This window comes from Hydrogenophaga sp. SL48, from assembly GCF_021729865.1.
GTDB lineage: Bacteria > Pseudomonadota > Gammaproteobacteria > Burkholderiales > Burkholderiaceae_C > Hydrogenophaga.
Genome location: NZ_CP063400.1, coordinates 3,798,904 through 3,819,857, shown reverse-complemented (window position 1 = coordinate 3,819,857; position 20,954 = coordinate 3,798,904). Strand labels below are relative to the sequence as shown.

General features: G+C 68.8%; 20 protein-coding genes and 1 other RNA gene. 9 read left to right on the top strand and 12 right to left on the bottom strand.

Features of this window, described 5'->3' with window-relative positions; genetic code table 11:
* Positions 1-48: 48 nt before the first annotated feature.
* The 5 genes from IM738_RS18080 to htpX all read left to right on the top strand — a co-directional run bounded on the left by IM738_RS18080 (position 49) and on the right by htpX (position 5,333).
* Positions 49-975 (top strand): LysR substrate-binding domain-containing protein, encoded by a 927-nt coding sequence (locus IM738_RS18080; protein ID WP_236962437.1) that lies wholly within the window; start codon positions 49-51, stop codon positions 973-975.
* Positions 976-1,098: 123 nt separating this feature from the next.
* Positions 1,099-2,151, top strand: a complete 1,053-nt coding sequence (gene pyrC, locus IM738_RS18075) for a dihydroorotase (RefSeq protein ID WP_236962436.1) — start codon at positions 1,099-1,101, stop codon at positions 2,149-2,151.
* A 5-nt stretch (positions 2,152-2,156) separates the two neighbouring features.
* Positions 2,157-2,933 carry a DUF3025 domain-containing protein gene (locus IM738_RS18070; RefSeq protein WP_236962435.1) on the top strand — a complete coding sequence of 259 codons (777 nt, stop codon included), beginning with the start codon at positions 2,157-2,159 and terminating at the stop codon, positions 2,931-2,933.
* Between the two features lie 53 nt (positions 2,934-2,986).
* Positions 2,987-4,381 carry a glutamine synthetase family protein gene (locus IM738_RS18065; RefSeq protein WP_236962434.1) on the top strand — a complete coding sequence of 465 codons (1,395 nt, stop codon included), beginning with the start codon at positions 2,987-2,989 and terminating at the stop codon, positions 4,379-4,381.
* Between the two features lie 82 nt (positions 4,382-4,463).
* Positions 4,464-5,333, top strand: a complete 870-nt coding sequence (htpX, locus tag IM738_RS18060) for a protease HtpX (RefSeq protein WP_236962433.1) — start codon at positions 4,464-4,466, stop codon at positions 5,331-5,333.
* A 264-nt stretch (positions 5,334-5,597) separates the two neighbouring features.
* Here htpX and IM738_RS18055 read toward each other — a convergent pair whose 3' ends face one another.
* Entirely contained in the window at positions 5,598-6,257 is a 660-nt protein-coding gene (locus IM738_RS18055) for a glycine zipper 2TM domain-containing protein (protein WP_236962432.1), read from the bottom strand.
* Positions 6,258-6,360: 103 nt separating this feature from the next.
* Positions 6,361-8,196, bottom strand: coding sequence for an NAD(P)/FAD-dependent oxidoreductase (locus tag IM738_RS18050; protein ID WP_236962431.1), 1,836 nt, complete (start codon positions 8,194-8,196; stop codon positions 6,361-6,363).
* Between the two features lie 141 nt (positions 8,197-8,337).
* Between IM738_RS18050 and IM738_RS18045 the strand changes: the two genes are divergently transcribed.
* The 3 genes from IM738_RS18045 (at position 8,338) to rnpB (ending at position 10,786) form a co-directional block, all read left to right on the top strand.
* Positions 8,338-8,940, top strand: coding sequence for a DUF2239 family protein (locus IM738_RS18045; RefSeq protein ID WP_236962430.1), 603 nt, complete (start codon positions 8,338-8,340; stop codon positions 8,938-8,940).
* Between the two features lie 43 nt (positions 8,941-8,983).
* Positions 8,984-10,348, top strand: a complete 1,365-nt coding sequence (locus IM738_RS18040; protein ID WP_236962429.1) for an MATE family efflux transporter — start codon at positions 8,984-8,986, stop codon at positions 10,346-10,348.
* 32 nt (positions 10,349-10,380) lie between these two features.
* An RNA gene (gene rnpB / locus IM738_RS18035) (RNase P RNA component class A) lies at positions 10,381-10,786 on the top strand.
* Here the strand turns inward: rnpB and IM738_RS18030 are convergent.
* Positions 10,787-11,458, bottom strand: a complete 672-nt coding sequence (locus IM738_RS18030; protein ID WP_236962428.1) for a Crp/Fnr family transcriptional regulator — start codon at positions 11,456-11,458, stop codon at positions 10,787-10,789.
* 53 nt (positions 11,459-11,511) lie between these two features.
* Between IM738_RS18030 and IM738_RS18025 the strand changes: the two genes are divergently transcribed.
* A complete protein-coding gene (locus tag IM738_RS18025) occupies positions 11,512-11,874 on the top strand; it encodes a helix-turn-helix domain-containing protein (RefSeq protein ID WP_236962427.1) in 363 nt (120 codons plus the stop codon).
* 26 nt (positions 11,875-11,900) lie between these two features.
* On the opposite strand, the gene IM738_RS18020 is transcribed toward IM738_RS18025, so the two are convergent.
* The 9 genes from IM738_RS18020 to IM738_RS17980 form a co-directional block, all read right to left on the bottom strand.
* Entirely contained in the window at positions 11,901-12,311 is a 411-nt protein-coding gene (locus IM738_RS18020) for a low affinity iron permease family protein (RefSeq protein ID WP_236962426.1), read from the bottom strand.
* Between the two features lie 26 nt (positions 12,312-12,337).
* The gene (locus IM738_RS18015; protein WP_336886527.1) at positions 12,338-13,156 is read right to left on the bottom strand and encodes a metallophosphoesterase family protein; all 819 of its coding nucleotides are present in this window, start codon (positions 13,154-13,156) and stop codon (positions 12,338-12,340) included.
* Complete coding sequence (locus IM738_RS18010; RefSeq protein ID WP_236962425.1) at positions 13,157-14,845, bottom strand: MBL fold metallo-hydrolase; 1,689 nt, start codon at positions 14,843-14,845, stop codon at positions 13,157-13,159.
* Positions 14,846-14,899: 54 nt separating this feature from the next.
* Entirely contained in the window at positions 14,900-15,646 is a 747-nt protein-coding gene (locus tag IM738_RS18005; RefSeq protein WP_236962424.1) for an aspartate/glutamate racemase family protein, read from the bottom strand.
* A 2-nt stretch (positions 15,647-15,648) separates the two neighbouring features.
* Entirely contained in the window at positions 15,649-16,374 is a 726-nt protein-coding gene (locus IM738_RS18000) for a GntR family transcriptional regulator (RefSeq protein ID WP_236962423.1), read from the bottom strand.
* On the bottom strand, positions 16,371-17,186 hold the full coding sequence (locus tag IM738_RS17995; protein ID WP_236962422.1) for an ABC transporter permease: 816 nt from the start codon (positions 17,184-17,186) through the stop codon (positions 16,371-16,373). Before IM738_RS17995 ends, IM738_RS18000 begins: the two co-directional genes overlap by 4 nt.
* Before the next feature lie 170 nt (positions 17,187-17,356).
* A complete protein-coding gene (locus IM738_RS17990) occupies positions 17,357-18,280 on the bottom strand; it encodes an ABC transporter permease (protein WP_236962421.1) in 924 nt (307 codons plus the stop codon).
* Between the two features lie 163 nt (positions 18,281-18,443).
* The gene (locus tag IM738_RS17985; protein ID WP_236962420.1) at positions 18,444-19,733 is read right to left on the bottom strand and encodes an ABC transporter substrate-binding protein; all 1,290 of its coding nucleotides are present in this window, start codon (positions 19,731-19,733) and stop codon (positions 18,444-18,446) included.
* A 45-nt stretch (positions 19,734-19,778) separates the two neighbouring features.
* On the bottom strand, positions 19,779-20,786 hold the full coding sequence (locus IM738_RS17980; RefSeq protein ID WP_236962419.1) for an ABC transporter ATP-binding protein: 1,008 nt from the start codon (positions 20,784-20,786) through the stop codon (positions 19,779-19,781).
* Between the last annotated feature and the right edge of the window lie 168 nt (positions 20,787-20,954).

The window sequence follows — 20,954 nt, the reverse complement described above, 5'->3', positions numbered from 1 at the left end:
AAAGCGTCAAACAGCGGCCGGATTCCCCCGCGCGCATAATCCGCGGCCATGGAAACCAAGTGGCTGGAAGACTTTGTGAGCCTGGCTGAAACGCGCAGCTTCAGCCGCTCGGCGCAGCTGCGCCACGTGACCCAGCCCGCGTTCTCGCGCCGCATCCAGTCGCTGGAGGCCTGGGCCGGCACCGATCTGGTGGACCGCTCGTCTTATCCCACGCGGCTCACGCCCGCCGGGCAGACGCTCTACGACCAGTCGATCGAGATGCTGCAGGCGCTGCAGAGCACACGCGCCATGCTGCGCGCCCACACCGCCGCGGCGCAGGACGTGATCGAGTTCGCCGTGCCGCACACGCTGGCCTTCACCTTCTTTCCGGCCTGGCTCTCGGGCCTGCGCGAGAGCTGCGGTCCCATCAAGAGCCGCCTGATCGCGCTCAACGTGCACGATGCCGTGATGCGGCTGGTTGAAGGCAGCTGCGACCTGCTGATCGCCTACCACCACACCTCGCAGCCGATCCAGCTCGACGCCGCGCGCTACGAGATGCTGCCACTCGGGCGCGAGACGCTGGCGCCGTTCGTGAAGCCCAACGAGCAGGGCGAACCGCTGTTCACGCTGCCCGGCACGGTGGCCCACCCCTTGCCCTACCTGGCCTATGCGCCCGGCGCCTACATGGGCCGTGCGGTGGAGCAGGTGCTCAAGCAGAGCCCGACGCCGGTGCACCTGGACCGCATCTACGAAACCGACATGTCCGAAGGCCTCAAGGCCATGGCGCTCGAGGGCCACGGCGTCGCGTTCCTGCCCGCCAGCGCTGTGCGGCGCGAGCTGCGAGGCAAGCGGCTGGTGAGCGCAGGGCAGGGACTGGACACCTCGCTGGACATCCGCATCTACCGCGAGCGGCCCGGCACGCGCAAGGCCAAGGGCACGGTGGATGTGTTCTGGGAAGACCTGGAAAAACACCTGGCCGCTGCGGCCAAGGCCTGACGGAACCGTTCGCTTGCCGAGGCTCTGACAAGGCAGCCGCGGAACCGGCTTTGCCGGGCCGCTGGCTGCGCCCCCTTGAGGGGGTGACGCCGCAGGCGGCGCAGCGGTGGGAGAATCCGGGGCATGAACGCCCCAGTCTCTTCCCCCCAAACCCTCACCATCACCCGCCCCGACGACTGGCACCTGCACGTGCGCGACGGCGAGGCCCTGCACACCGTGGTGCCGCACACGGCGGCCCAGTTCGGCCGCGCGATCATCATGCCCAACCTCAAGCCGCCGGTGACCACCGCGGCCCAGGCCCTGGCCTACGCCGAGCGCATCCGCGCCGCTGTGCCCGCGGGCATGGCCTTCGAACCGCTGATGACCCTGTACCTCACCGACAACCTGCCGGCCGACGAGATCGCGCGTGCCAGGGACGCCGGCGTGGTCGCCGCCAAGCTCTACCCGGCCGGTGCCACCACCAACAGCGACGCCGGCGTGACCGACCTCCGCAAGACGTACAAGACGCTCGAAGCCATGCAGAAGGCCGGCATGCTGCTGCTGGTGCACGGCGAAGTCACCAGCCCCGACATCGACCTGTTCGACCGCGAGGCCGTGTTCATCGAGCAGCAACTGATCCCGCTGCGCCGCGACTTCCCCGAACTCAAGGTCGTGATGGAGCACATCACGACCAAGGAGGCCGCGCAGTACGTGGCCGGGTCTGATCGCCACCTCGGCGCGACCATCACCGCGCACCACCTGCTCTACAACCGCAACGCCATCTTCACCGGCGGCATCCGCCCGCACTACTACTGCCTGCCGGTCCTGAAGCGCGAGACCCACCGCCAGGCCCTGGTGGCCGCCGCCACGGGTGGCAACGCCAAATTCTTCCTCGGCACCGACAGCGCGCCGCACCCGGCGCACCTGAAGGAGCACGCCACGGGCTGCGCCGGCTGCTACACCGCGCACGCCGCGATCGAGATGTACGCCGAGGCGTTTGATGTCGCCGGAGCGCTCGACAAACTGGAAGGCTTCGCGAGCTTCCACGGCGCGGACTTCTACGGCCTGCCGCGCAACACCGGCACCATCACGCTGAAGCGCGAAAGCTGGACGCCGCCCGAGAGCTTTGCCTTCGGTGAGGCCGAGCTGAAGCCGCTGCGTTCGGGTGAGGCATTGCCCTGGAAGCTGGTGGCCTGATCCGCATGTGTGCGGTGGGCAAGACGGAGCAGACCTGGCCGGCGCCCGACTGGGCTCAGCCCTGGAACGCGCCGTTCGCCGAAGCGGGCGAGGCGGTGCGCAGCGCCTGCGAACAAGGCGTGCCGCTGCCGCAGGCGCTGACGCAGCGCGTGGGCGCCGCCGGCCCGCGCTTCGTCCCACAGACCGAGTTGCCCGAGGGCATGGCCTACGAGCGGTTCATCTTCGACACCGGCAGCGTGCCCACGCGCGAAGGCCTGCACGACTTCTTCAACGGCCTGTGCTGGCAACGTTTCCCCGCCACCAAGCGCCTGCTCAACCGGTTGCAGGCGGCCGAGATCCAGCAGGCCGGCGTGGGCCAGGTGCGGGGGCCGGTGCGCGACGCGATCACGCTGTTCGATGAAAACGCCGTGCTGCTGCAGGCCCCGGACGCGCTCTGGGACGCGCTGATCGCGCGCGAGTGGCCGCGCCTTTTCGTGGAGCTGCGGCCCCTGTGGGCACAGGCGCGGCTGGTGCTGTTTGGCCACGCCTTGCTGGAGAAGCTGGTCGCGCCCTACAAGTCCATCACCGGCCATGTCTACCGCGAGCCGGTGCCACTGGCCCTGGGCGACGACCTGGCGGCGTGGGACGCCTGGCTGGCCGCTCGCCTGACGGCGGCCGAGCTGGGCGCCAAACCCTTCACGCCGCTGCCGGTGCTCGGTGTGCCGGGCTGGTGCCTCGCCAATGAAGACCCCGCTTACTATGAAGATGCCGGGGTGTTCCGCCCCAGGCGCGTGCCCGCCTGAGGCGCGCCGCGCCGTCGGCCGACGGCGCTCCCGATTGTTTTGCTGGACAACCCATGACATTGACCTCAACGTCTTCTGTGCCCTCGTGGGCCCACCTCAACCTGTCAACGGACGCCGACCGCGCCACCCTCGCCGCGCACTTTCGCGAGACCGGCGTGCGCGACGTCGAGTGCCTGTTCGCCGACGTCACCGGCTACCCGCGCGGCAAGCTCATGCCCGCGGCCAGTTTCGCGGCCGGCAGCGAGCTGCGCATCTGTCAGGCGATTCCCATGCAGTGCGTGACCGGCGAATACAGCGATGACCCGGTTTTTCCGGACAGCGACCCGGACGTGCGCCTGGTGCCCGACCTGGCCACGCTCAAGCGCTCGCCCTGGGCCAGCGTGCCGCGTTACCTGGCGGTGCACGACGCCCATGAAATGGACGGCAGCCTGTGCGAGTTCGCGCCGCGCTCGGTGCTGAAGAACGTGGTCGCGCGTTACGCCGCTGCGGGCCTCACGCCGGTGGTGGCGCCCGAGATCGAGTTCTACCTGACCGCCGCCATGAGCGACCCGGCGTTGCCGCTGGCCTCGCCGCTGGGCAAGGGCGGTCGGCCCGAGGTGGGCCAGTCGGCCTTCAGCCTGAACGCACTCAACGAGCTGGCGCCGTTCTGGGACGCCTTCCACGCCGCCATCGACGGCCTGGGCATTCGGGCCGACACCTGGCTGCACGAGGTGGGCGAGAACCAGTACGAGATCAACCTGCAACACGGCGACCCGGTGGCGGTGGCCGACCAGGCGTTTTTGTTCAAGACGGCGGCGCGGGAAATCGCGCTGCAGTACGGGCTGAACGCCGTCTTCATGGCCAAGCCCATCGCGGGCCAGGCCGGCAGTTCCATGCACCTGCACCAGAGCGTGGTCGACGCGCAGGGGCGCAACGTGTTCAGCCAGCCCGAAGGCTCGGCCAGCGGGTCCTTTTTCCACTTCATCGGCGGTCTGCAGGCCTACACGCCGGACCTGATGTTGGTCTACGCGCCTACGGTGAACAGCTACCGCCGCTACGTGGCCGGCAGCCAGGCGCCCACCAACGTGCAATGGGGCCACGACAACCGCACCGCCGGCCTGCGTGTGCCGGTGAGCGCGCCCGTGGCACGCCGGGTGGAGAACCGCCTGGCCGGCGCCGATGCCAACCCCTACCTCGCCATGGCCGCGACGCTGGCCGCCGGGCTGGCGGGCATGCAGGAGCGCCTGCAACCCATGGAGCCCGTGGCGGGCAACGGGTATCACCAGGCGCGCGGCCTGCCGCGAACTTTTGGCGCCGCCCATGCACAAATGGCAGCGAGCGACCACGCGCCGCGCCTGCTGGGTGAGCGCTTTGTGCGCGGTTACCTGGCGGTGAAGGCGCTGGAGCACGACCATTACCTGAGTGAAATCAGCGCCTGGGAGCGGCGCTACCTGTTGCCGCAAGTCTGAGCGCGATACAAGGCCCCCGCTTGAATTCGCGGAAGGCCGCCCCCACTATGATCCGTCCGTTGTTTCTTTCCACGGAGCCCCCATGAAACGCATCTTCCTGTTTGTCCTGACCAACTTCGCCGTGATGGCGGTGCTGATGGTCACCACGCGCCTGCTCGGCGTGGACCGTTACCTCACGGCCAACGGGCTGAACATGACCGCGCTCGCCGGCTTCTCGCTGGTGATGGGCTTTGGCGGCGCGATCATCTCGCTGCTCATGAGCAAGACCATGGCCAAGGCCAGCACCGGCGCGCAGGTGATCACCCAGCCGCGCAACGCCGACGAAGCCTGGATCGTGCAGACGGTGCAGAAGTTCGCCGACAAGGCCGGCATCGGCATGCCCGAAGTGGCGATCTACGACGGCGCACCCAACGCGTTCGCCACCGGCGCCTTCAAGAACTCGGCCCTGGTGGCGGTGTCCACCGGCCTGTTGCAGAGCATGACGCGGGAAGAGGTTGAGGCCGTGATCGGCCACGAGGTGGCCCACGTGGCCAACGGCGACATGGTCACCATGACGCTGATCCAGGGCGTGATGAACACCTTCGTCGTGTTCCTGAGCCGCGTGATCGGCTACGCCGTGGACAGCTTCCTGCGCCGTGGCAGCGACAGCAACTCCGGCCCCGGCATCGGCTACATGGTCACCACCATCGTGCTGGACATCCTGCTCGGTTTCGTCGCCGCCATCATCGTGGCCTGGTTCAGCCGCCAGCGCGAATTCCGCGCCGATGCCGGCGCCGCCAACTTCATGGGCCGCAAGCAGCCCATGATCAACGCGCTGGCCCGCCTGGGTGGCCTCACCCCCGGCGAACTGCCCAAGACCATGCAGGCCATGGGCATCGCTGGCGGCCTGGGCAAGCTGTTCTCGACGCACCCGCCGATGGAGGACCGCATAGCGGCCCTCCAGAAATTGTGACCCCCCGCGCCGCCTGACGGCGTCACCCCCCAAGGGGGCGATGCGAGTGGCCCGGCGAAGCCGGTTCCACCGCATCCTGGGCCGGAGGCACGTGCTCCGGTGAGATCACCCAATGAAAAGAGCGACCCACGGGTCGCTCTTTTCATTTCTGCATCGGGTTCCGGCGCGAGGGGTTTTCACCCAGAACGCGGCGGAACCGGCTTTGCCGGGCCGCTCGCGTTGCCCCCTGGGGGGTGACGCCGCAGGCGGCGCGGGGGGAGGGGGTTATCTCCAGTTGCGGTCCCACTGGCCGTCATCGCGGTACCGGCGACCATCATCCTGATATCGGCGGTCGTTGTCGCGGTAGTACCCGCCCGGCCGCTGGCCGCCGATGCGCACGATCTCTGGTTCGGGCTGTGGCTGGTAGTAGCCCTGGGCTGGCTGCACCGGGGCCACGCCCACCGGCTGCACGCTCAGGGGCACGTAGCGGCCGGGGGCCTGGGCCGTCTGCATGCTGTACTGGCGGCCGGCGTATTCGTAGACCACGTTGTAGGCCACGGTGCGGTTCTCATAGGTGTTCTGCGTGGTGCATTCCTGCACGGTGCGGGTGTGGGATTCGCCACGGCCTTCGATGTGGTTGCCCAGGATGGCGCCGCCGAAGATGCCCAGGGCGGTGGCGGCCGCGCGGCCCGAGCCGCCGCCAATCGCGTTGCCCGCGGCGCCGCCGGCCACGGCGCCGAGCAGGGCGCCGGCACCCGACCGGTGGGCGGGTTCGCGCACGGTCACGTTCTGGCAGACCTCGCGCGGCACGGCGACCTGCTGAATGATCGGGGTGGTGCTGAGCACGCGGCCACGTTCGTCCTGCGCCTGGGCGGTGGAAGCGGCGGCCAGGGCGATCACGCCGGTGAGGACGGGCATCAGGAGGGAACGGTCAGGGAATTTCATGGAAAGCTCCTCGGTGGATGGGAGCCTCCATCGTGCGGGGGCTGTGTCAAGCCGGCCCGCACCCTGTGTAAAGCTGCGGAGGCAGGTGTAACACCCCGTGTCTTCAGCCCGCGACCGGCTGGCCCAGCAGGTCTTTGGCGAGCGCCTCGGCCACCTTGAGGCCGTCCACCCCGGCCGAAAGGATGCCGCCCGCGTAGCCCGCGCCTTCGCCGGCCGGGTACAGGCCGCGCGTGTTCAGGCTCTGCAGGTCGTCGCCGCGCGTGATGCGCAGTGGCGCCGAGGTGCGGGTTTCCACGCCGGTGAGCACCGCGTCGGCCATGTCGTAGCCCTTGATCTTGCGGCCGAACACGGGAATGGCTTCGCGCATGGCCTCGATGGCGTAGGCTGGCAGGGCGGGCGACAGGTCGCCGAGCTTCACCCCCGGCTTGTACGAGGGCTCCACCGCGCCCAGCGCGGTGGACGGTGTCTGTGCCACGAAGTCGCCCACCAGCTGGCCGGGGGCTTCGTAGGTGCCACCGCCGAGTTCAAAGGCCCGGGCTTCGAGCTGGCGCTGCAGCACGATGCCGGCGAGCGGGTGCGTCTGGCCCTGCGCGGCCATGGCCTCGGCCTGCGTGGCGTAGCGCGCGCCGTCCGTCTCGCCGAAGGCGGCGGTCCACAGCGGCGTGTCTTGCGGAAAGCTCTGCGGGAAGTCTGCGACGTCGATGCCGACCACCATGCCGGCGTTGGCGTTGCGCTCGTTGCGCGAGTACTGGCTCATGCCGTTGGTGACCACGCGGCCCGGCTCGCTGGTGGCAGCCACCACGGTGCCACCCGGGCACATGCAGAAGCTGTAGACCGCGCGGCCGTTTTTCGCGTGGTGCACCAGCTTGTAGTCGGCCGCGCCCAGCAGCGGGTGGCCGGCGTGGCGGCCCCAGCGCGCGCGGTCGATCACGCTCTGCGGGTGCTCGATGCGGAAACCCACCGAAAACGGTTTGGCTTCGAGGAACACGCCGGCATCGTGCAGCAAGGCGAAGGTGTCGCGCGAGCTGTGGCCGAGCGCCAGCACGGCGCGTTGCGCGGGCAGCACGGTGGTGACGCCGCTGTCCAGGTGCAGCACGCGCAGGCCGGTGAGCTGCTGCTGGCCCTCGCCCGCCGGCGCCAGCGTGAGGCCCACCACCTGCTGCTGGAAGCGGATCTCGCCGCCCAGCGCGATGATCTTCTCGCGCATGGCCTCGACCACCTTGACCAGCTTGAAGGTGCCGATGTGCGGGTGCGCCTGGTACAGGATCTCGGGCGGCGCGCCCGCGTCCACGAACTCGTTCATCACCTTGCGGCCGAGGAAACGCGGGTCCTTGATCTGGCTGTAGAGCTTGCCGTCGGAAAACAGGCCGGCGCCGCCTTCGCCGTACTGCACATTGCTCTGTGGGTTGAGCACCTTCTTGCGCCACAGGCCCCAGGTGTCCTTGGTGCGCTCGCGCACCGGCTTGCCGCGCTCGAGCACGATGGGTTTCAGGCCCATCTGCGCCAGCGCCAGCGCGGTGAACAGGCCGCAAGGCCCGAGGCCGATCACCACCGGACGCTGTGCCTCGCTCGCCGGCCAGCCGGCCGGCGCGTGGCCCGGCGGATGCCAGGCCATGTCGGGCGTGGGCTGGATGTGCGGGCTTTTGTCGTGCTGCGCCAGCAGGCCGGGCTCCAGCGCCGGGTCGGCCAGGGTCACGTCGACGATGTACACCGCCAGCAGGTCGGCCTTGCGCGCGTCGAAGCTGCGCTTGAAGACGTGCAGGTGGGCGATGCCCTCGGGCGCGATGCCCAGCGCCTGCGCGGCGAGGCGGGTGAGCGCGTCCACCGGGTGCGGCGGCGGCGTGCGGTCCGCGTCGGTTTCGGTGGGGGCGTCGGACGCGCGGCGGTGTTCGGCCGGGACGTCGGCCAGCGGGAGCTTGAGTTCGGAGAGTCGGATCATGGTCAGGAGGGCTTGTGTTTATCAAGCAGGGGGGGGCCTATTGTCGTCAAAGCCGCGGGCCGGCTGGTGTGCGCGGGGTCTCGGGTGGGTGGATTCAAATAAACCCGGGTAAAATAATAAAACCCGTGTAGAATTGACCGCATGAACCACGTCACTGTGTGCACCTGCACCGCTTTTCTCGGCCATCGCCGCGTCGCCCACGGCCCCTACGCCGAGGTGGACACGGCGCTGCGCGCGCTGGACCTGAGCGCGGGCGGCCTGCTGGTGTTCGACGACACCAGCGGCGCCCTCGTGGACCACCCCTGGCCGCCGGGTCACGCGCCGGCCCAGCCCGCCGAGTCACCGACCGACTCGCCTCCGGAGGCCGCGGCGCCCGGCGTGGGCCGTCCGCGCCTGGGCGTGGTGGCGCGCGAGGTCACGCTGCTGCCGCGCCACTGGGAGTGGCTCGCACAACAGCGCGGTGGCGCCTCCGCGGCGCTGCGCCGGCTGGTGGATGAGGCCCGGCGCAGCCAGGGCGACCAGGACGCGCAACGCCTGGCCAAGGAGCGGGTTTACCGCTTCATGAGCGCCATCGGCGGCGGTCTGCCCGGCTTCGAAGAGGCCTCGCGCGCGCTGTTCGCGCAGGACGGCGCGGCCTTCGCCCACCGCACGGCGCACTGGCCTGCCGACGTGAAGGACCACCTTGCCTGGCTGGCGCGCGACGCCTTTCCCACCACCCCGATCGTGGCCTCCAGCGCCGCCTGAGCGCCGCCCTTTCTCCCATCCCATTTTTTCAGCGTTCCGAACCATGCCACCCCAACCCTCCGGCCCACCCCAGGCCCTCTGGCGCATCTACCTGGTGTTTCTCGCGCCCATGGTGCTGTCCAATTTCCTGCAAAGCCTGTCGGGCACGCTCAACGGCATCTTCATCGGCCAGATGCTCGGCACCCACGCGCTGGCGGCGGTGTCGGGCATGTTCCCGGTGTTCTTTTTCTTCATCTCGCTGGTGATCGGCCTGGGCGCGGGCGCCTCGGTGCTGATCGGCCAGGCCTGGGGCGCGCGCGAACCCGAGAAGGTCAAGGCCATCGCGGGCTCGGCGCTGGCGCTGGGCGCCCTGATCGGCGTGGTGGCCGCACTGCTGGGCAGCGTGTTCGCCCGCGAGGGGCTGCAAGCGCTGGGCACACCGGCCGACGTGCTCGACGACGCCACCGCCTACGCGCGGATGATGATGTTGCTTATGCCGCTGCTGCTGCTGGTGATCCTCTACACGCAGCTGCTGCGCGGCGTGAGCGACACCGTGACACCGCTGCTGGCCCTGCTGCTGTCCACCGGCCTGGGGCTGGTGCTGACGCCGGCCTTGATCAAAGGCTGGCTGGGGCTGCCGCCCATGGGCATCCAGAGCGCGGCGCTGGCCGGCTTTGTGTCCCAGGCGGCGTCGCTGGGCTTCCTGGTCTGGCGCCTGCGGCGCAAGGCCAGCGTGCTCGCGCCAGACCGGGCGCTGCTCAAGTCCCTGCGGCTGGACGGCAAGATCCTGGCCCAGGTGATGCGCATCGGCCTGCCCACCGGGCTGCAGATGGTGGTGATCTCGATCTCGGAGCTGGTGATCCTGTCGCTGGTCAACGGCCACGGCTCGCAGGCCACGGCGGCCTACGGCGCGGTCACGCAGATCGTCAACTACGTGCAGTTCCCCGCGCTGTCCATCGCCATCACCGCGTCCATCCTCGGCGCGCAGGCCATCGGCGCGGGCCGGGTGGAACGCCTGGGCGCGATCCTGCGCACAGGGCTGTGGATGAACGTGGGCGTGACCGGCTCGCTGGTGCTGCTGGGCTACGCGCTGTCGCACGGGATGCTCGGCCTGTTCCTCACGCAGCCCGAGGTGCTGGCGCAGGCCGAGCACCTGCTGCACATCATGTTGTGGAGCATGCTGCTGTTCGGCTTCCAGTCGGTGGTGGGCGGCATCATGCGCGCCAGCGGTGTGGTGCTGGTGCCGGTGGCGATCTCCATCGCCTGCATCCTGGTGGTGCAGCTGCCGGTGGCCTACGGGCTGAACCAGCGCTTCGGGCTGGAAGGCGTGTGGATGGCCTTCCCGGTCACCTACGCGGCCATGCTGGCGCTGCAGACCGGCTACCACCAGCTGGTGTGGCGCTTCAAGAAGATCGAGCGCCTGGTCTGACGCAGGGTCCGGGCAGGCGATAATTGCCGGGTGAAGCGCGCCAGGCCGTCGCTGGTGCACCCTCGAAAGAGGACCCGAAAGGGAGCACTGGAGGAACGTCCGGACTGCACAGGACAGCGCAGGAGGTAACACCTCTCCACCGACAAGCCAGTCAGGGCAACCTGGAGGGCCCTAAGGTGAGGATCAGAGCAACAGAGACGAGCCGATTCAGTTCGGGTGAAACGGGCAATCTCTGCGCGCAGCAATACCAAATAGGCCAGCCTGAGGCGACACGGTTCGCCGTGTTGTGGATCCCCGTGGTTCCGCGAGGCGTGCTGGCGGGTAGGTAGCACCGAGCCGGGTGGGTGACCCCCGGCCCAGAGGAATGACGGTCACGTTCAGGGCCCCCGCAAGGGGGTTCGGGACGCACAAAATCCGGCGTATCGGCGCGCTTCACACTTATTTTTTGTCCCTATCCCGCCCTTCCGGTGCGCCCTGCGGGGCGTGCGCCACGGCGGCCAGGCCTGCCAGGTTCAGGATCTGGATGCGCCCGCGGCGGTAGTCCACCAGGCCCAGGTCTTTCAGGTTGTTCGCCGCCTGCGTGATGCCCGCGCGGCGCACGCCCAGCATGTCGGCGAGGTGCACGTGCGTGAGGTGCAGTTCGGTCTGGTGCGTCCGCGCCTGGCTGAGCAGGATCCAGCGGGCCAGCCGCGCCTGGATGTCCTGCACCTGGGCCGACGCGGCCAGTTCGGCCACCTCCTGCGAAACCCCCCAGAGGTCACCCGCGAAGGTCCGCAACATGCCCAGGCGCCGGTTCGACAGGCGCTGCAACGCCGCGCCGCTGCTTTGAACCAGCCAGGTGAAATGGCCCGCGCCCAGACCCAGCGCGAACTGCAGGCCCACGGCACCTTCCCGGCCCGTGAGCCCGACCGCCAGTCCCCCGCCCCCGCCGTGGCGCACCACCATCGCCACGCTGGCGCCGCTCAGCAGGAAGTGGACATGCCCGCTGGCCGCACCCGGTGCAGAAAGGACCTCGCCTGCCTTGAGCTCCACCGGCTCGCATCGACGCAGGAGCAGTGCCTGATCGGCGGGTGGCCGTTGCGCCACCAGGCCGTTGTGCAACAAGTTCAATCCAGCGCCCGTTCATGGTTGAAAGACCAGATGTCGACAGGTGTCGTCGGGCCATGTCTCTGTGGCGGACCGGCGCCCGCAGCGCTGCTGTGTACGTGGCCCGCGCCGTTTTACCGGGGGTGTCGGCCGGGTCTGTCGCCTGTGGCGTGGTCGACCTGCTTCCGGGGCTCACGCCCTACCAGCGCATGGGGCGCTGGCTGCAGGATGCTTTTGAGCGTGTGCCCGACACCACCCTGCACATCGAACCCGACGTCCTGAGCGTCTGGCTGGGGGCAGAGCCCAGTGCCGTGGCCCAGGCCACCGATCAATGGGTCGCAGAGGGGGCGATTTCACGCGGTGAGCGCGGCATCACCCTGCGGGACCGCGAGCAGTTGGCCCGGTGCTCGTGCGGTTGCCACGAGCAGGTCAGGTCATAGAACCGCCCGCCGCTGCCTTCCTTCCCTCACGCGTCCGGCGTGTCGGTGTCCTTGAATCCCTGATCCAGCTGGGCGCGGGCGGCCGCGGCCAGGGCCTGGTACCTGGCGCGGAACGCGTCCAGGTTGTCTTCTTCAAGTTCTTCCAGGTCCAGCAGGGCGTTGTGCGCGCCTTTGGTGGCGCGGATGAGTTCGTCCAGCTTCACCTGAATGGCTTCGGTGTCGCGGTTTTGCGTGTTCTGGATCAGGAACACCATCAGGAAGGTGACGATGGTGGTGCCTGTGTTGATGACGAGCTGCCAGGTGTCGCTGAAGTGAAACAGCGGCCCGGTCACCAGCCACACGGCGATCACCGCCACCGCCAACGTGAACACACGCGGCCGTCCGCAGAAATGCGAGGCGGCCTTGGCGAAGCGCGAGTACCAACTGGTGTTTTGCATGGGGCGTCGTCGTTGAACGGTTTGACTCAGGGTCTGGGCATGTAACCCGTGCGCAGGGCGTGGGACCAGTCGGGACGGCCGCGCTGATCGGCCAGCGAAGCCATGGGTTCAAAGTCGTAGGCCACGCTGACCAGCTCGCAGGCCCACCGGCCGCCCCGTTGTTCCACCACGGCGTAGCGGGCATCGGGGCTGCCGGTTTCGATGCGGTGGTAACTTGAGTGCGGGTAGGGGTGGTCGTCGTCGTAGGCGGGCTGGCCCACGCTGCCCGGGTTGACGATCAGCAGGCCGCTGGTGGTGCGCACGGACCGTGGGACATGGGAGTGTCCGCAGGCCAGCAGGCGGATGTGCGGGGGAAGGCGCCCATCCAGGCGTTCGTCGATTTCCGCCGCGGTGGCCAGCCGCGCGGTCTCGCCCACCGGCGTCTCCAGCAGGTACTCGATGTCGCTGCGCGGGCTTCCGTGGCACAGGGCCACGTCGGCGCCCAGGCGCTCGGGCCACATCTCGCCGCGGTGCAGGCGTGGGTCGCAGGGGTTGGTGTGGCTCTGAAGCCAGTCCCTGGACGGGCCGTCGAGTTGACCGATGGTGAACGCGTCGGACGCGATTTGCCGCTCCAGCGGCCAGCTCAGCACCTGGCGTTCGTGGTTGCCGGCCACGTGCAACCAGGCTTGCTGGCGCAGCCATTGCGCGGTGTCCAGTGGCATCAAGGGGCCGCTCAGCGTGTCCCCCAGGTTGACGACCTGCTGAATGCCGCGGTGGGCGATGTCGCGCGCGACGGCCTGCAGCGCGGACAGGTTGCCGTGGATGTCGGAGACCAGTGCGAAGCGCATGCGTCCTGCCGTGGGCATTCAGAGGTTGAAGCCGCCCAGGCTCTGGATGCGCTCGACGTGTGCCTGCATCGAGCGTTTGGCCACAGGCCACAGGCGCTCGGGCACGTCGTCATAGGCGAGCTTCACCCAGTCGTCCACCGTGCCCTCGGGCCGCGCCTGCATGGCGCGCGCCACCTTGGCCTCGCGCGCCAGGCGGTGGGCCTTCAGGTGGGCGATGGCCCCGCGGGCACCGCCGTGTTCGGGGGCGCTCGGGTTGTCCGGTGTGCGTTGCAGGTCGCCCAGCACGTAGCCGTGGGCCGGCAGGATGAAGTCCACGCCGTGCTGCGCGCACAGGCGGTCGAGCTTGTCGAGCGAATCGAGGTAGTCGCCCATGTGGCCGTCGGGCGGGTCGATCACCGTGGTGCTGCCGTTGAGGATGTGGTCGCCACTGAACAGCAGGCCGTCTTCTTCGAGCAGCAGGCACAGGTGGTTGGCCGCGTGGCCGGGGGTGTGCACCACCTGCAGGGTGTGTGTGATTCCATCTGCGCCTTGCAGCACCAGGCGTTCACCGTCGGCCAGCGCACGCTCGGGCGTGAAGCGGCTGTTCTCGCGCGAAGTGGGCGCGCTGGGCAGGCCGAGGATGGGCGGTTTGTGGGTGCACAGGGCCTGCAGCCGCGCTGCGCCGGGCGAGTGGTCGGGGTGCGAATGGGTGCAGACAATGCAACGGATGTCGCCGCCCGCGGCGCGCCACAGCCGCTCGATGTGTCCCGGATCGTCCGGGCCGGGGTCGATGGCGATGTGACCGCTCACCGGGTCGCCCACCAGGTAGCTGTTGGTGCCCGGGCCGGTCATGAAGCCGGGGTTGGGCGCGGTCAGGCGCATCACGTTCTTCAGCAGCGGCACCGGCCGTTCGGTCTGCCAGGCCAGCTCGTGAACGATCTGGCCCCCCGGGCAGACCAGGGCGAGTTCACCGAAGGGCGGCTCGTGCTCCATGTGGCGCGATTCGTGGCCGTTCAGCAGCCCGGCACGCGGGCAGCTGGTGAACAGGGGTTCATCATTGACCGCACAGGCCTGTAACAACGCATACACGGTGGCAAACGCTTGCAGCCGCTCCAGCGTGCGGATGGTCGGGAAGATGATGAAGAAATCGCCCGCCGCGTGGCGCGCCAGCGCGTCGGCCGGGCGCACCCAGACCGGTTCGAACTGCTCGGATTCGTCGGCCACCGGCTCCTGGCCCTCGGGCATGCGCGCCACCAGAAAGGGCACGTCGAAACGGCGCGGCAGGTCGCGGTCGGTGATCCAGTGCGCGAGCACGAAGACCTCGGCTCCGGACAGCGTCAGGCCCTGAGCGGTGCACTGTGCGTTGAACGGGGTCTGGCGGTCGAGCGAGGCGATGTCGGTGGTGCCCAGGTGGGTGCCGTCGGCGCGGCGCGCCAGCAGGATGCCCAGCTCTTCGAAGCTCTCGCGGATGGCGGCGATGGCCTGCGTCAGGTGCAGGTCGCTCTGCGTGACGCGGCGGGTGGACTGGCCGTGGGCCAGCGCGTCGGCGGCGTCGATACCGCCGCCCGGGAACACATAGGCACCTGGCGCGAAGCTCGCCGTCATGGAGCGGCGGGTCATGAGCACTTCGACGCCGTCGGCGCTGTCGCGCAGCAGCAGCACGGTGGCGGCGGGGCGCACGGCGGCGGGCGTGCGGGCGGGGTGGAGCAGTTGGGTGAGTCGGACCATCCGGACATTGTGCGACAGCCCAAGCATCCCGGCTGTCGCCTTCACGGTGCCGGATCAGGTTGCCGAGGTCGGCGCCAGTGCGGTCATCTCAGTCGACAAACCTTGCCAGGCAATGTCGAAGCCCGGGGTGCTGCGCGCCGGTGGCAGCGGCGGCGTGCGCAGCGCCCAATGAGTTCCGGCGGTGACGCTGTCGATCACCGGCACGGGCACATCGCCCTGGATGGCGGCGGCCATGCCGGCCAGGCCCGCGCCGCCGAGGATCACGGCCTGCACGCCGAGCTGGTGTGCGGCGTCGCGGCAGGCCTGCGCGAGCAGGCGGTGGGCGGCGGCTGGGTCGGCGGCGAGCTGGGCGCCGGTGGGCACCACGGTGTGGATGCCGGCGAGCTGCTGCGCCTGGCCGAGCGCCTGCGCCAGGCGCTGCAGCATCGGGCCCCAGCGCTCGCCGCCGGTGACGATGGCGTAGCGGCCGTGGCGCGCGGCCTCGATGAAGGCGGCCTCGGCCAGGCCGGTGACCGGCGCCGGGCTGGACTCGCGCAGCGCCATCAGGCCGGGGTCGCCGAAGCAGCCGATCAGCACCGCGTCGGGCGCGGGGTCGGGGCCGGCCAGCGCGGCGGCCCAGGCGTCGAGCGCGGCGTGGCCGGCCACGGCGTAGCTCGCTTCGTCGGCGATGTAGGGCGCGCCGAAGCGCGCGGTGACGGTGCGCACCGCCACGTGCAGCCCGGCGGCAGCCTGCACGTGGGTCTGCAGCAGCGCGCTCACGCGCTCCGAGGTGTTGGGGTTGATGACCAGCAAGCGCTTCATGCTCAACCGAACAGCTGCAGCAGGTCAGGCGCTGCATCGGGCGTGGGTGAAAAACTCAGCTGCGACTCCAGCCGCTCCAGGTGCTCGCGCATCAGGCGCGCCGCCTCGCGCGCATCGCGCAGCTTGAGCGCGGCGAGCAGGGCGCGGTGCTCCTGGCAGCCGCAGGCGGTGGCGTCGTCGCGCGCCTGGCTGTGCGGCGCGCTGTAGGTCATGAGGATCAGCGAGGTGCGCGAGACCAGCTCGCGCAGGATGCGGCCCAGCGTGCCGTGCCCGGCGTGGTCGGCGATGTGCAGGTGGAAGTCGCCCGAGAGGCGGATCGCGCGGCGCATGTCGCCGGCGGCGCGCGCGGCCTCTTCGTCGCGGATGCAGCGGGTGAGGGTCTGGAGGTGGGCGGCCGTGGCCACCGCCACGAAGCGCTCGACCAGGGTCGGCTCGATCAGGCGCCGCACCTCGAACACCTCGCGCGCTTCCTGCTCGGTGGGCTGGGCGATGGACGCGCCCCGGTTGGGCGTCAGCGTGACCACCTGTTCGTTCGCCAGCCGCACCAGCACCGGCCGAATGCGCGTGCGCGAGACACCAAACGCCTCGGCCAGCCGGTCTTCGACCAGCTTGGTGCCGGGCGGGAGCTGGTGGTCGAGAATGGCCGAGACCATGCGCTCGTAGATGTCGTTGTCCGTCAGCGGACCCGGACCCTCGTCGGCGGGCTTGCGGACGCGGGTGGCGTTCATCCGACGCGTCCTTTTTTCTGCCGACCCAAAAGCATGGCCAGACCGACCGTGACGCCGATCACCGCGAACGACACCACGGTGGTCACCGTGCCGAGCGCGTAGATGGCCGGCGTGGTGACGGTCGAGGTGAGGCCTTGCAGCTCCAGCGGCAGCGTGTTGACGTCGCCGATGGCCTGCGAGGTGCGGGCGATTTCGTCCCAGCTGAGCGTGAAGCCGAACATGCCGATGCCCACCACCGAAGGCCCGATGAGTGGCAGCACCACGTGGCGGAAGGTCTGCCAGGGCGTGGCGCCCAGGTCGCGTGCGGCTTCCTCATACGCCGGGTTGAAGCGGTTGAACACGGCGAACATGATCAGCAGGCCAAAGGGCAGGGTCCAGGTGAGGTGCGCGCCCAGGGCCGAGGTGAACAGGCCCAGCGCGGTGCCGTATTCCTCCAGCGTCGTGGTCGCGCCCACCGCTTCCAGCAGCCACTTGAGGCCGCCATCCAGCAGGCGGAACTGCAGGCCGATGCCCAGCGACACGATGATGGACGGCATGATCAGGCTGGCCACGGTGACGTAGAACAGCGCGTTGCCGCCGCTGAGCTTCTTGCGGAACGCCAGACCCGCCAGCACCGAGAGCAACACGGTGAACAGCATCACCACGCCACCGAGCATGAGCGAGCGCAGGAAGGCCGCGCCGATGTCCACCGTGCCCAAGCCCTCGGCCAGCTGGCGGAACCAGTGCAGCGAAGCTCCCCGCATCGGGAAGGTGAGGCCACCCTCGGGACCCTGGAAGCTCAGCACGAAGATGACGAACATCGGGCCGTACATGAACAGCACGAAGAGCGCGAAGACGGCGGCCAGGGACCAAAATCCAGGAGTCCCCCCCGAAAGCGGCTGCGCCGCCTTCCCCCCCAGGGGGGCAACACCAGCGGCCCGGCGAAGCCGGTTCCGCGGTGTTTCCGGTCTGGAACCCTGGCTCTCTACGGGGTGTGTGCTCATCACAGTTCCTTCCTGATGTCCACGAGGCGCGTGAGGCCCCAGATGATCATGAGCACCACCGCGAGCAGGATCACGGCGTTGGCGGCGGCGAGCGGGAACTGCAGGTAGCTGGTCTGCACCTGGATGATCTTGCCCACTGAGGCGATCTGCTGACCGCCCATGACGCCGATGGTCACGAAGTCGCCCATGACGATGGTGATGACGAAGATCGAACCGATGATGATGCCGGTCTTGCACAGCGGCACGATCACGTTCCACAGCGTCTGCCAGCCGCTGGCGCCCGCATCGTTCGCGGCTTCGAGCAGGCTGCGGTCGATGCGCATCATGCTGTTGAAGATGGGCACGATCATGAACATGGTGTAGAGGTGCACGAAGGCCAGCACCACCGAGAAGTCGGAGAACAGCAACCACTCGATGGGCTGATCGATCAGCCCGATGCCTTGCAGCGACTGGTTCACCAGACCGTTGCGTCCCAGCAGCGGCACCCACGAGATCATGCGGATGACGTTGGAGGTCCAGAACGGCACGGTGCACAGGATGAAGAGCGCTGTCTGCATGCCCGAGGAACGAACGTGAAAGGCGAGGAAGTACGCCACCGCAAAACCCAGCACCAGGGTGATCAGCCACACCAGCAGGCTGAACTTCAGCGTGGACAGATAGGTGGAGAGCGAGACGCAGAAATCACCGTGTTCGGTGAGCGTCGAGCAGCCTTCAAAAATGGCGAAGTAGTTGCGCAGCGTGAACGCCGGCAGCAGCTCGTACTCGTTGAAATCCCAGAAGCTGACCATCACGATCAGCGCCAGCGGAATGAGGAAGAACAGCACAAACACCAGCGTGAACGGCGCCGCCTGCCACCAGGCGTGCAGCGTGCGGTTCGGGCTGTCGGCGACAGGACCGGCGGTGGCGGTGGATGTGCTGCTCATGGAAGGTCAATCAGAAAAGAAACAGAAGCCACATGAAGGGGGCGCGCCCGCGACGAGCGCAGCGAAGCCCCCTCCAGGCCACCGCGGAACCGGCTTTGCCGGGCCGCCAGTGGCGCCCCCCTCCGGGGGGTGACGCCGCAGGCGGCGCGGGGGGGGGCCGCCTTCAGGCCGCGACGAATTCATTCCATTTCCTCACCATGTACTCGTTCTCATCCATCACCGCGTTCCAGCAAGCGATGCCGCCCATGCGCGCTTCGTAGCTGCCGCCGTCGCGCACCTGGCCGGCCTTGGCCAGCACGTCGCCATTCGGGCTCTTGATGTCTTGCGTGGCGGGTTTGCCTTCCATCCAGTAGGCCCACTCGTAGGCTTCCATCTTGGACTTGGCGGTGTCGAGCACGGCGCTGTAGTAGCCTTGGCGGTTCAGGTAGGCGCCGGCCCAGCCGTCGAGGAACCAGTTGATGAACTCGTAGGCACCGTCGAGCTTGCGGCCGCTCAGCGTGGCGGGCAGGCCGAAGCCGGCGGCCCAGGCGCGATACCCCTCTTTCAGCGGCTGGAAGTTGCAGGCGATGCCCTTGGTGCGCACGGCGGTCACGGCCGGGCTCCACATCGACTGGATCACCACTTCGCCCGAGGCCATCAGGTTGACCGACTCGTTGAAGTCTTTCCACAGCGCGCGGAACTGGCCGGCCTTCTTGGCTTCGATCAGGGTCTTGATCGTGAGGTCGATCTCGGCCTTGGTCATGTTGCCCTTGTCGGGGTACTTGTAGAGGCCCATGGCTTCCACGACCATGGCCGCGTCCATGATGCCGATGGACGGGATGTTCAGGATCGCGGTCTTGCCCTTGAATTCGGGGTTCAGCAACTCGGCCCACGAATTGATGGGGCGCTTGATCAGGTCGGGGCGGATGCCCAGCGTGTCGGCGTTGTAGACCGTCGGGATCAGCGACATGAACTGCGTCGGGCTCTTGGCGAAGACCTTGCTCTTTTCGCCTTCGAGGTAGATCACCTTCTTGGGCGCGGTGCCCTGGTCGCCCACGGCCTTGCCGGCCACGGTGCCGGTGGTGAACAGCGGCGTGATCTTGTCGGCGTTCTTGATCTTCTTGACGTCGATGCCCTTGAGGTTGCCGGTGGGCACGATCTTCTTGAGCGAGAAGTACTCGGTGTCGATCAGGTCGAAGCTGTTGGGTGCGGTGACGGCGCGCTTGGTCACGTCGTCGGTGGTCACGGCCACGTACTGGATCTTGATGCCGGTGTCTTTTTCGAACTTGTCACCGATGGCCTTGTCCTGGTTCACTGCGGTGCCCAGGTAGCGCAGGGTGATCTTTTCCTGGCCGATGGCCGGCGACATGCCGCTGGCCAGGATGCCGGCCATGCCGGCGGTGCCCTGCAGCAGGCTGCGGCGCGAGAGGCCGGCGGTGGTGTCGGCGGGCTTGGAATCAAACGTGTCGGACATGGGAGAACTCCTGGGTTGGGGGAAGAGGGAAGAAAGCGGGAGCGATCAGGCGGCGAGTGCGTGGGCCAGGGCCGGGTCCCAGCTCAGGTCCACGCGATCGCCTGGGCGGTAGGGCTGCTGCACGAACACGGCCTCGGGCAACATCACCGAGACCGGGACGGTGCTCGCCTCGCCGTCGAGTTGCAGGCCCAGCAGCACGTAGGTGCCCTGGTACTCCACGTCGCTCACGGTGGCAGGCCAGCCGGTGCTGGTGGTGGGTGCGAGGCGGATGTGGTCGTTGCGCACGGCGAGCTTGCCGCCGGTGGTGTTGAGCACGTTGTGGCCGCCCATGAAACGCGCGACGAATTCGCTGGCCGGCCGGTTGTAGACCTCGCGCGGCGCGCCCACCTGCTCGATGCGGCCGTGGTTCATCACCACCATCGTGTCGGCCAGGGCCATCGCCTCTTCCTGCGAGTGCGTGACGTGGATGAAGGTCAGGCCGAGTTCACGCTGCCAGTGGCGCAGCTCGGCGCGCATCTGGATGCGAAGGAAGGGGTCGAGCGCGGACAGCGGTTCGTCGAGCAGCAGCACGCGCGGCTGGGTGATGAGGGCCCGCGCCAGCGCCACGCGCTGCTGCTGGCCGCCCGAGAGTTCGCCCGGCTTGCGCTGCGCGAGGTGCCCCATGGCCACGCGCTCCAGCAGGTCCTGTGCCTGCCGCTGGCGGGTGGCCCTGTCCACGCCTTTCATCTTCAGGCTGAAGGCCACGTTGTCCAGCGCGGTGAGGTGCGGGAACAGCGCAAAGCTCTGGAACATCATGGCCGTGCCGCGCGCGGCGGCCGGCAGGATGGTGATGTTGCGGTTGTCCAGCAGGATGTCGCCGCTGGTGGTGCTCTCGTGGCCCGCGATCATGCGCAGCGTGGTGCTCTTGCCGCAGCCCGACGGGCCGAGCAGGCAGCAGTAGCTGCCGCTGGCGATGCGCAGATTGATGCTGTCCACCGCCACGCTGCCCTGGGCGTAGCGTTTGGTCAGCGCGATGAGTTCGATGGCGGCGGGTGTGGGTGTGGGGTCGTCCATGCCTCCAGCTCAGCATCAACCGTGCCAGCCATTTTGTATGCAATATGCACCGGATTGCATACAAAGTGGCACAAGTGTTGTGCGCAAAGGGGCCTGAGCAAAGGGCGAAGGGCGGTTGCGGTGCGCGCGCACCGGTGTGAAGCGCACCACGCGGCGGCGCTGCGTGCT

Coding starts and splice junctions, on each gene's coding strand:
- IM738_RS18080 (WP_236962437.1), top strand. CDS start 49: ATGGAAACCAAGTGGCTGGAAGACTTTGTGAGCCTGGCTGAAACGCGC.
- pyrC (WP_236962436.1), top strand. CDS start 1,099: ATGAACGCCCCAGTCTCTTCCCCCCAAACCCTCACCATCACCCGCCCC.
- IM738_RS18070 (WP_236962435.1), top strand. CDS start 2,157: ATGTGTGCGGTGGGCAAGACGGAGCAGACCTGGCCGGCGCCCGACTGG.
- IM738_RS18065 (WP_236962434.1), top strand. CDS start 2,987: ATGACATTGACCTCAACGTCTTCTGTGCCCTCGTGGGCCCACCTCAAC.
- htpX (WP_236962433.1), top strand. CDS start 4,464: ATGAAACGCATCTTCCTGTTTGTCCTGACCAACTTCGCCGTGATGGCG.
- IM738_RS18055 (WP_236962432.1), bottom strand. CDS start 6,257: ATGAAATTCCCTGACCGTTCCCTCCTGATGCCCGTCCTCACCGGCGTG.
- IM738_RS18050 (WP_236962431.1), bottom strand. CDS start 8,196: ATGATCCGACTCTCCGAACTCAAGCTCCCGCTGGCCGACGTCCCGGCC.
- IM738_RS18045 (WP_236962430.1), top strand. CDS start 8,338: ATGAACCACGTCACTGTGTGCACCTGCACCGCTTTTCTCGGCCATCGC.
- IM738_RS18040 (WP_236962429.1), top strand. CDS start 8,984: ATGCCACCCCAACCCTCCGGCCCACCCCAGGCCCTCTGGCGCATCTAC.
- IM738_RS18025 (WP_236962427.1), top strand. CDS start 11,512: ATGTCTCTGTGGCGGACCGGCGCCCGCAGCGCTGCTGTGTACGTGGCC.
- IM738_RS18020 (WP_236962426.1), bottom strand. CDS start 12,311: ATGCAAAACACCAGTTGGTACTCGCGCTTCGCCAAGGCCGCCTCGCAT.
- IM738_RS18015 (WP_336886527.1), bottom strand. CDS start 13,156: ATGCCCACGGCAGGACGCATGCGCTTCGCACTGGTCTCCGACATCCAC.
- IM738_RS18010 (WP_236962425.1), bottom strand. CDS start 14,845: ATGGTCCGACTCACCCAACTGCTCCACCCCGCCCGCACGCCCGCCGCC.
- IM738_RS18005 (WP_236962424.1), bottom strand. CDS start 15,646: ATGAAGCGCTTGCTGGTCATCAACCCCAACACCTCGGAGCGCGTGAGC.
- IM738_RS18000 (WP_236962423.1), bottom strand. CDS start 16,374: ATGAACGCCACCCGCGTCCGCAAGCCCGCCGACGAGGGTCCGGGTCCG.
- IM738_RS17995 (WP_236962422.1), bottom strand. CDS start 17,186: ATGTACGGCCCGATGTTCGTCATCTTCGTGCTGAGCTTCCAGGGTCCC.
- IM738_RS17990 (WP_236962421.1), bottom strand. CDS start 18,280: ATGAGCAGCACATCCACCGCCACCGCCGGTCCTGTCGCCGACAGCCCG.
- IM738_RS17985 (WP_236962420.1), bottom strand. CDS start 19,733: ATGTCCGACACGTTTGATTCCAAGCCCGCCGACACCACCGCCGGCCTC.
- IM738_RS17980 (WP_236962419.1), bottom strand. CDS start 20,786: ATGGACGACCCCACACCCACACCCGCCGCCATCGAACTCATCGCGCTG.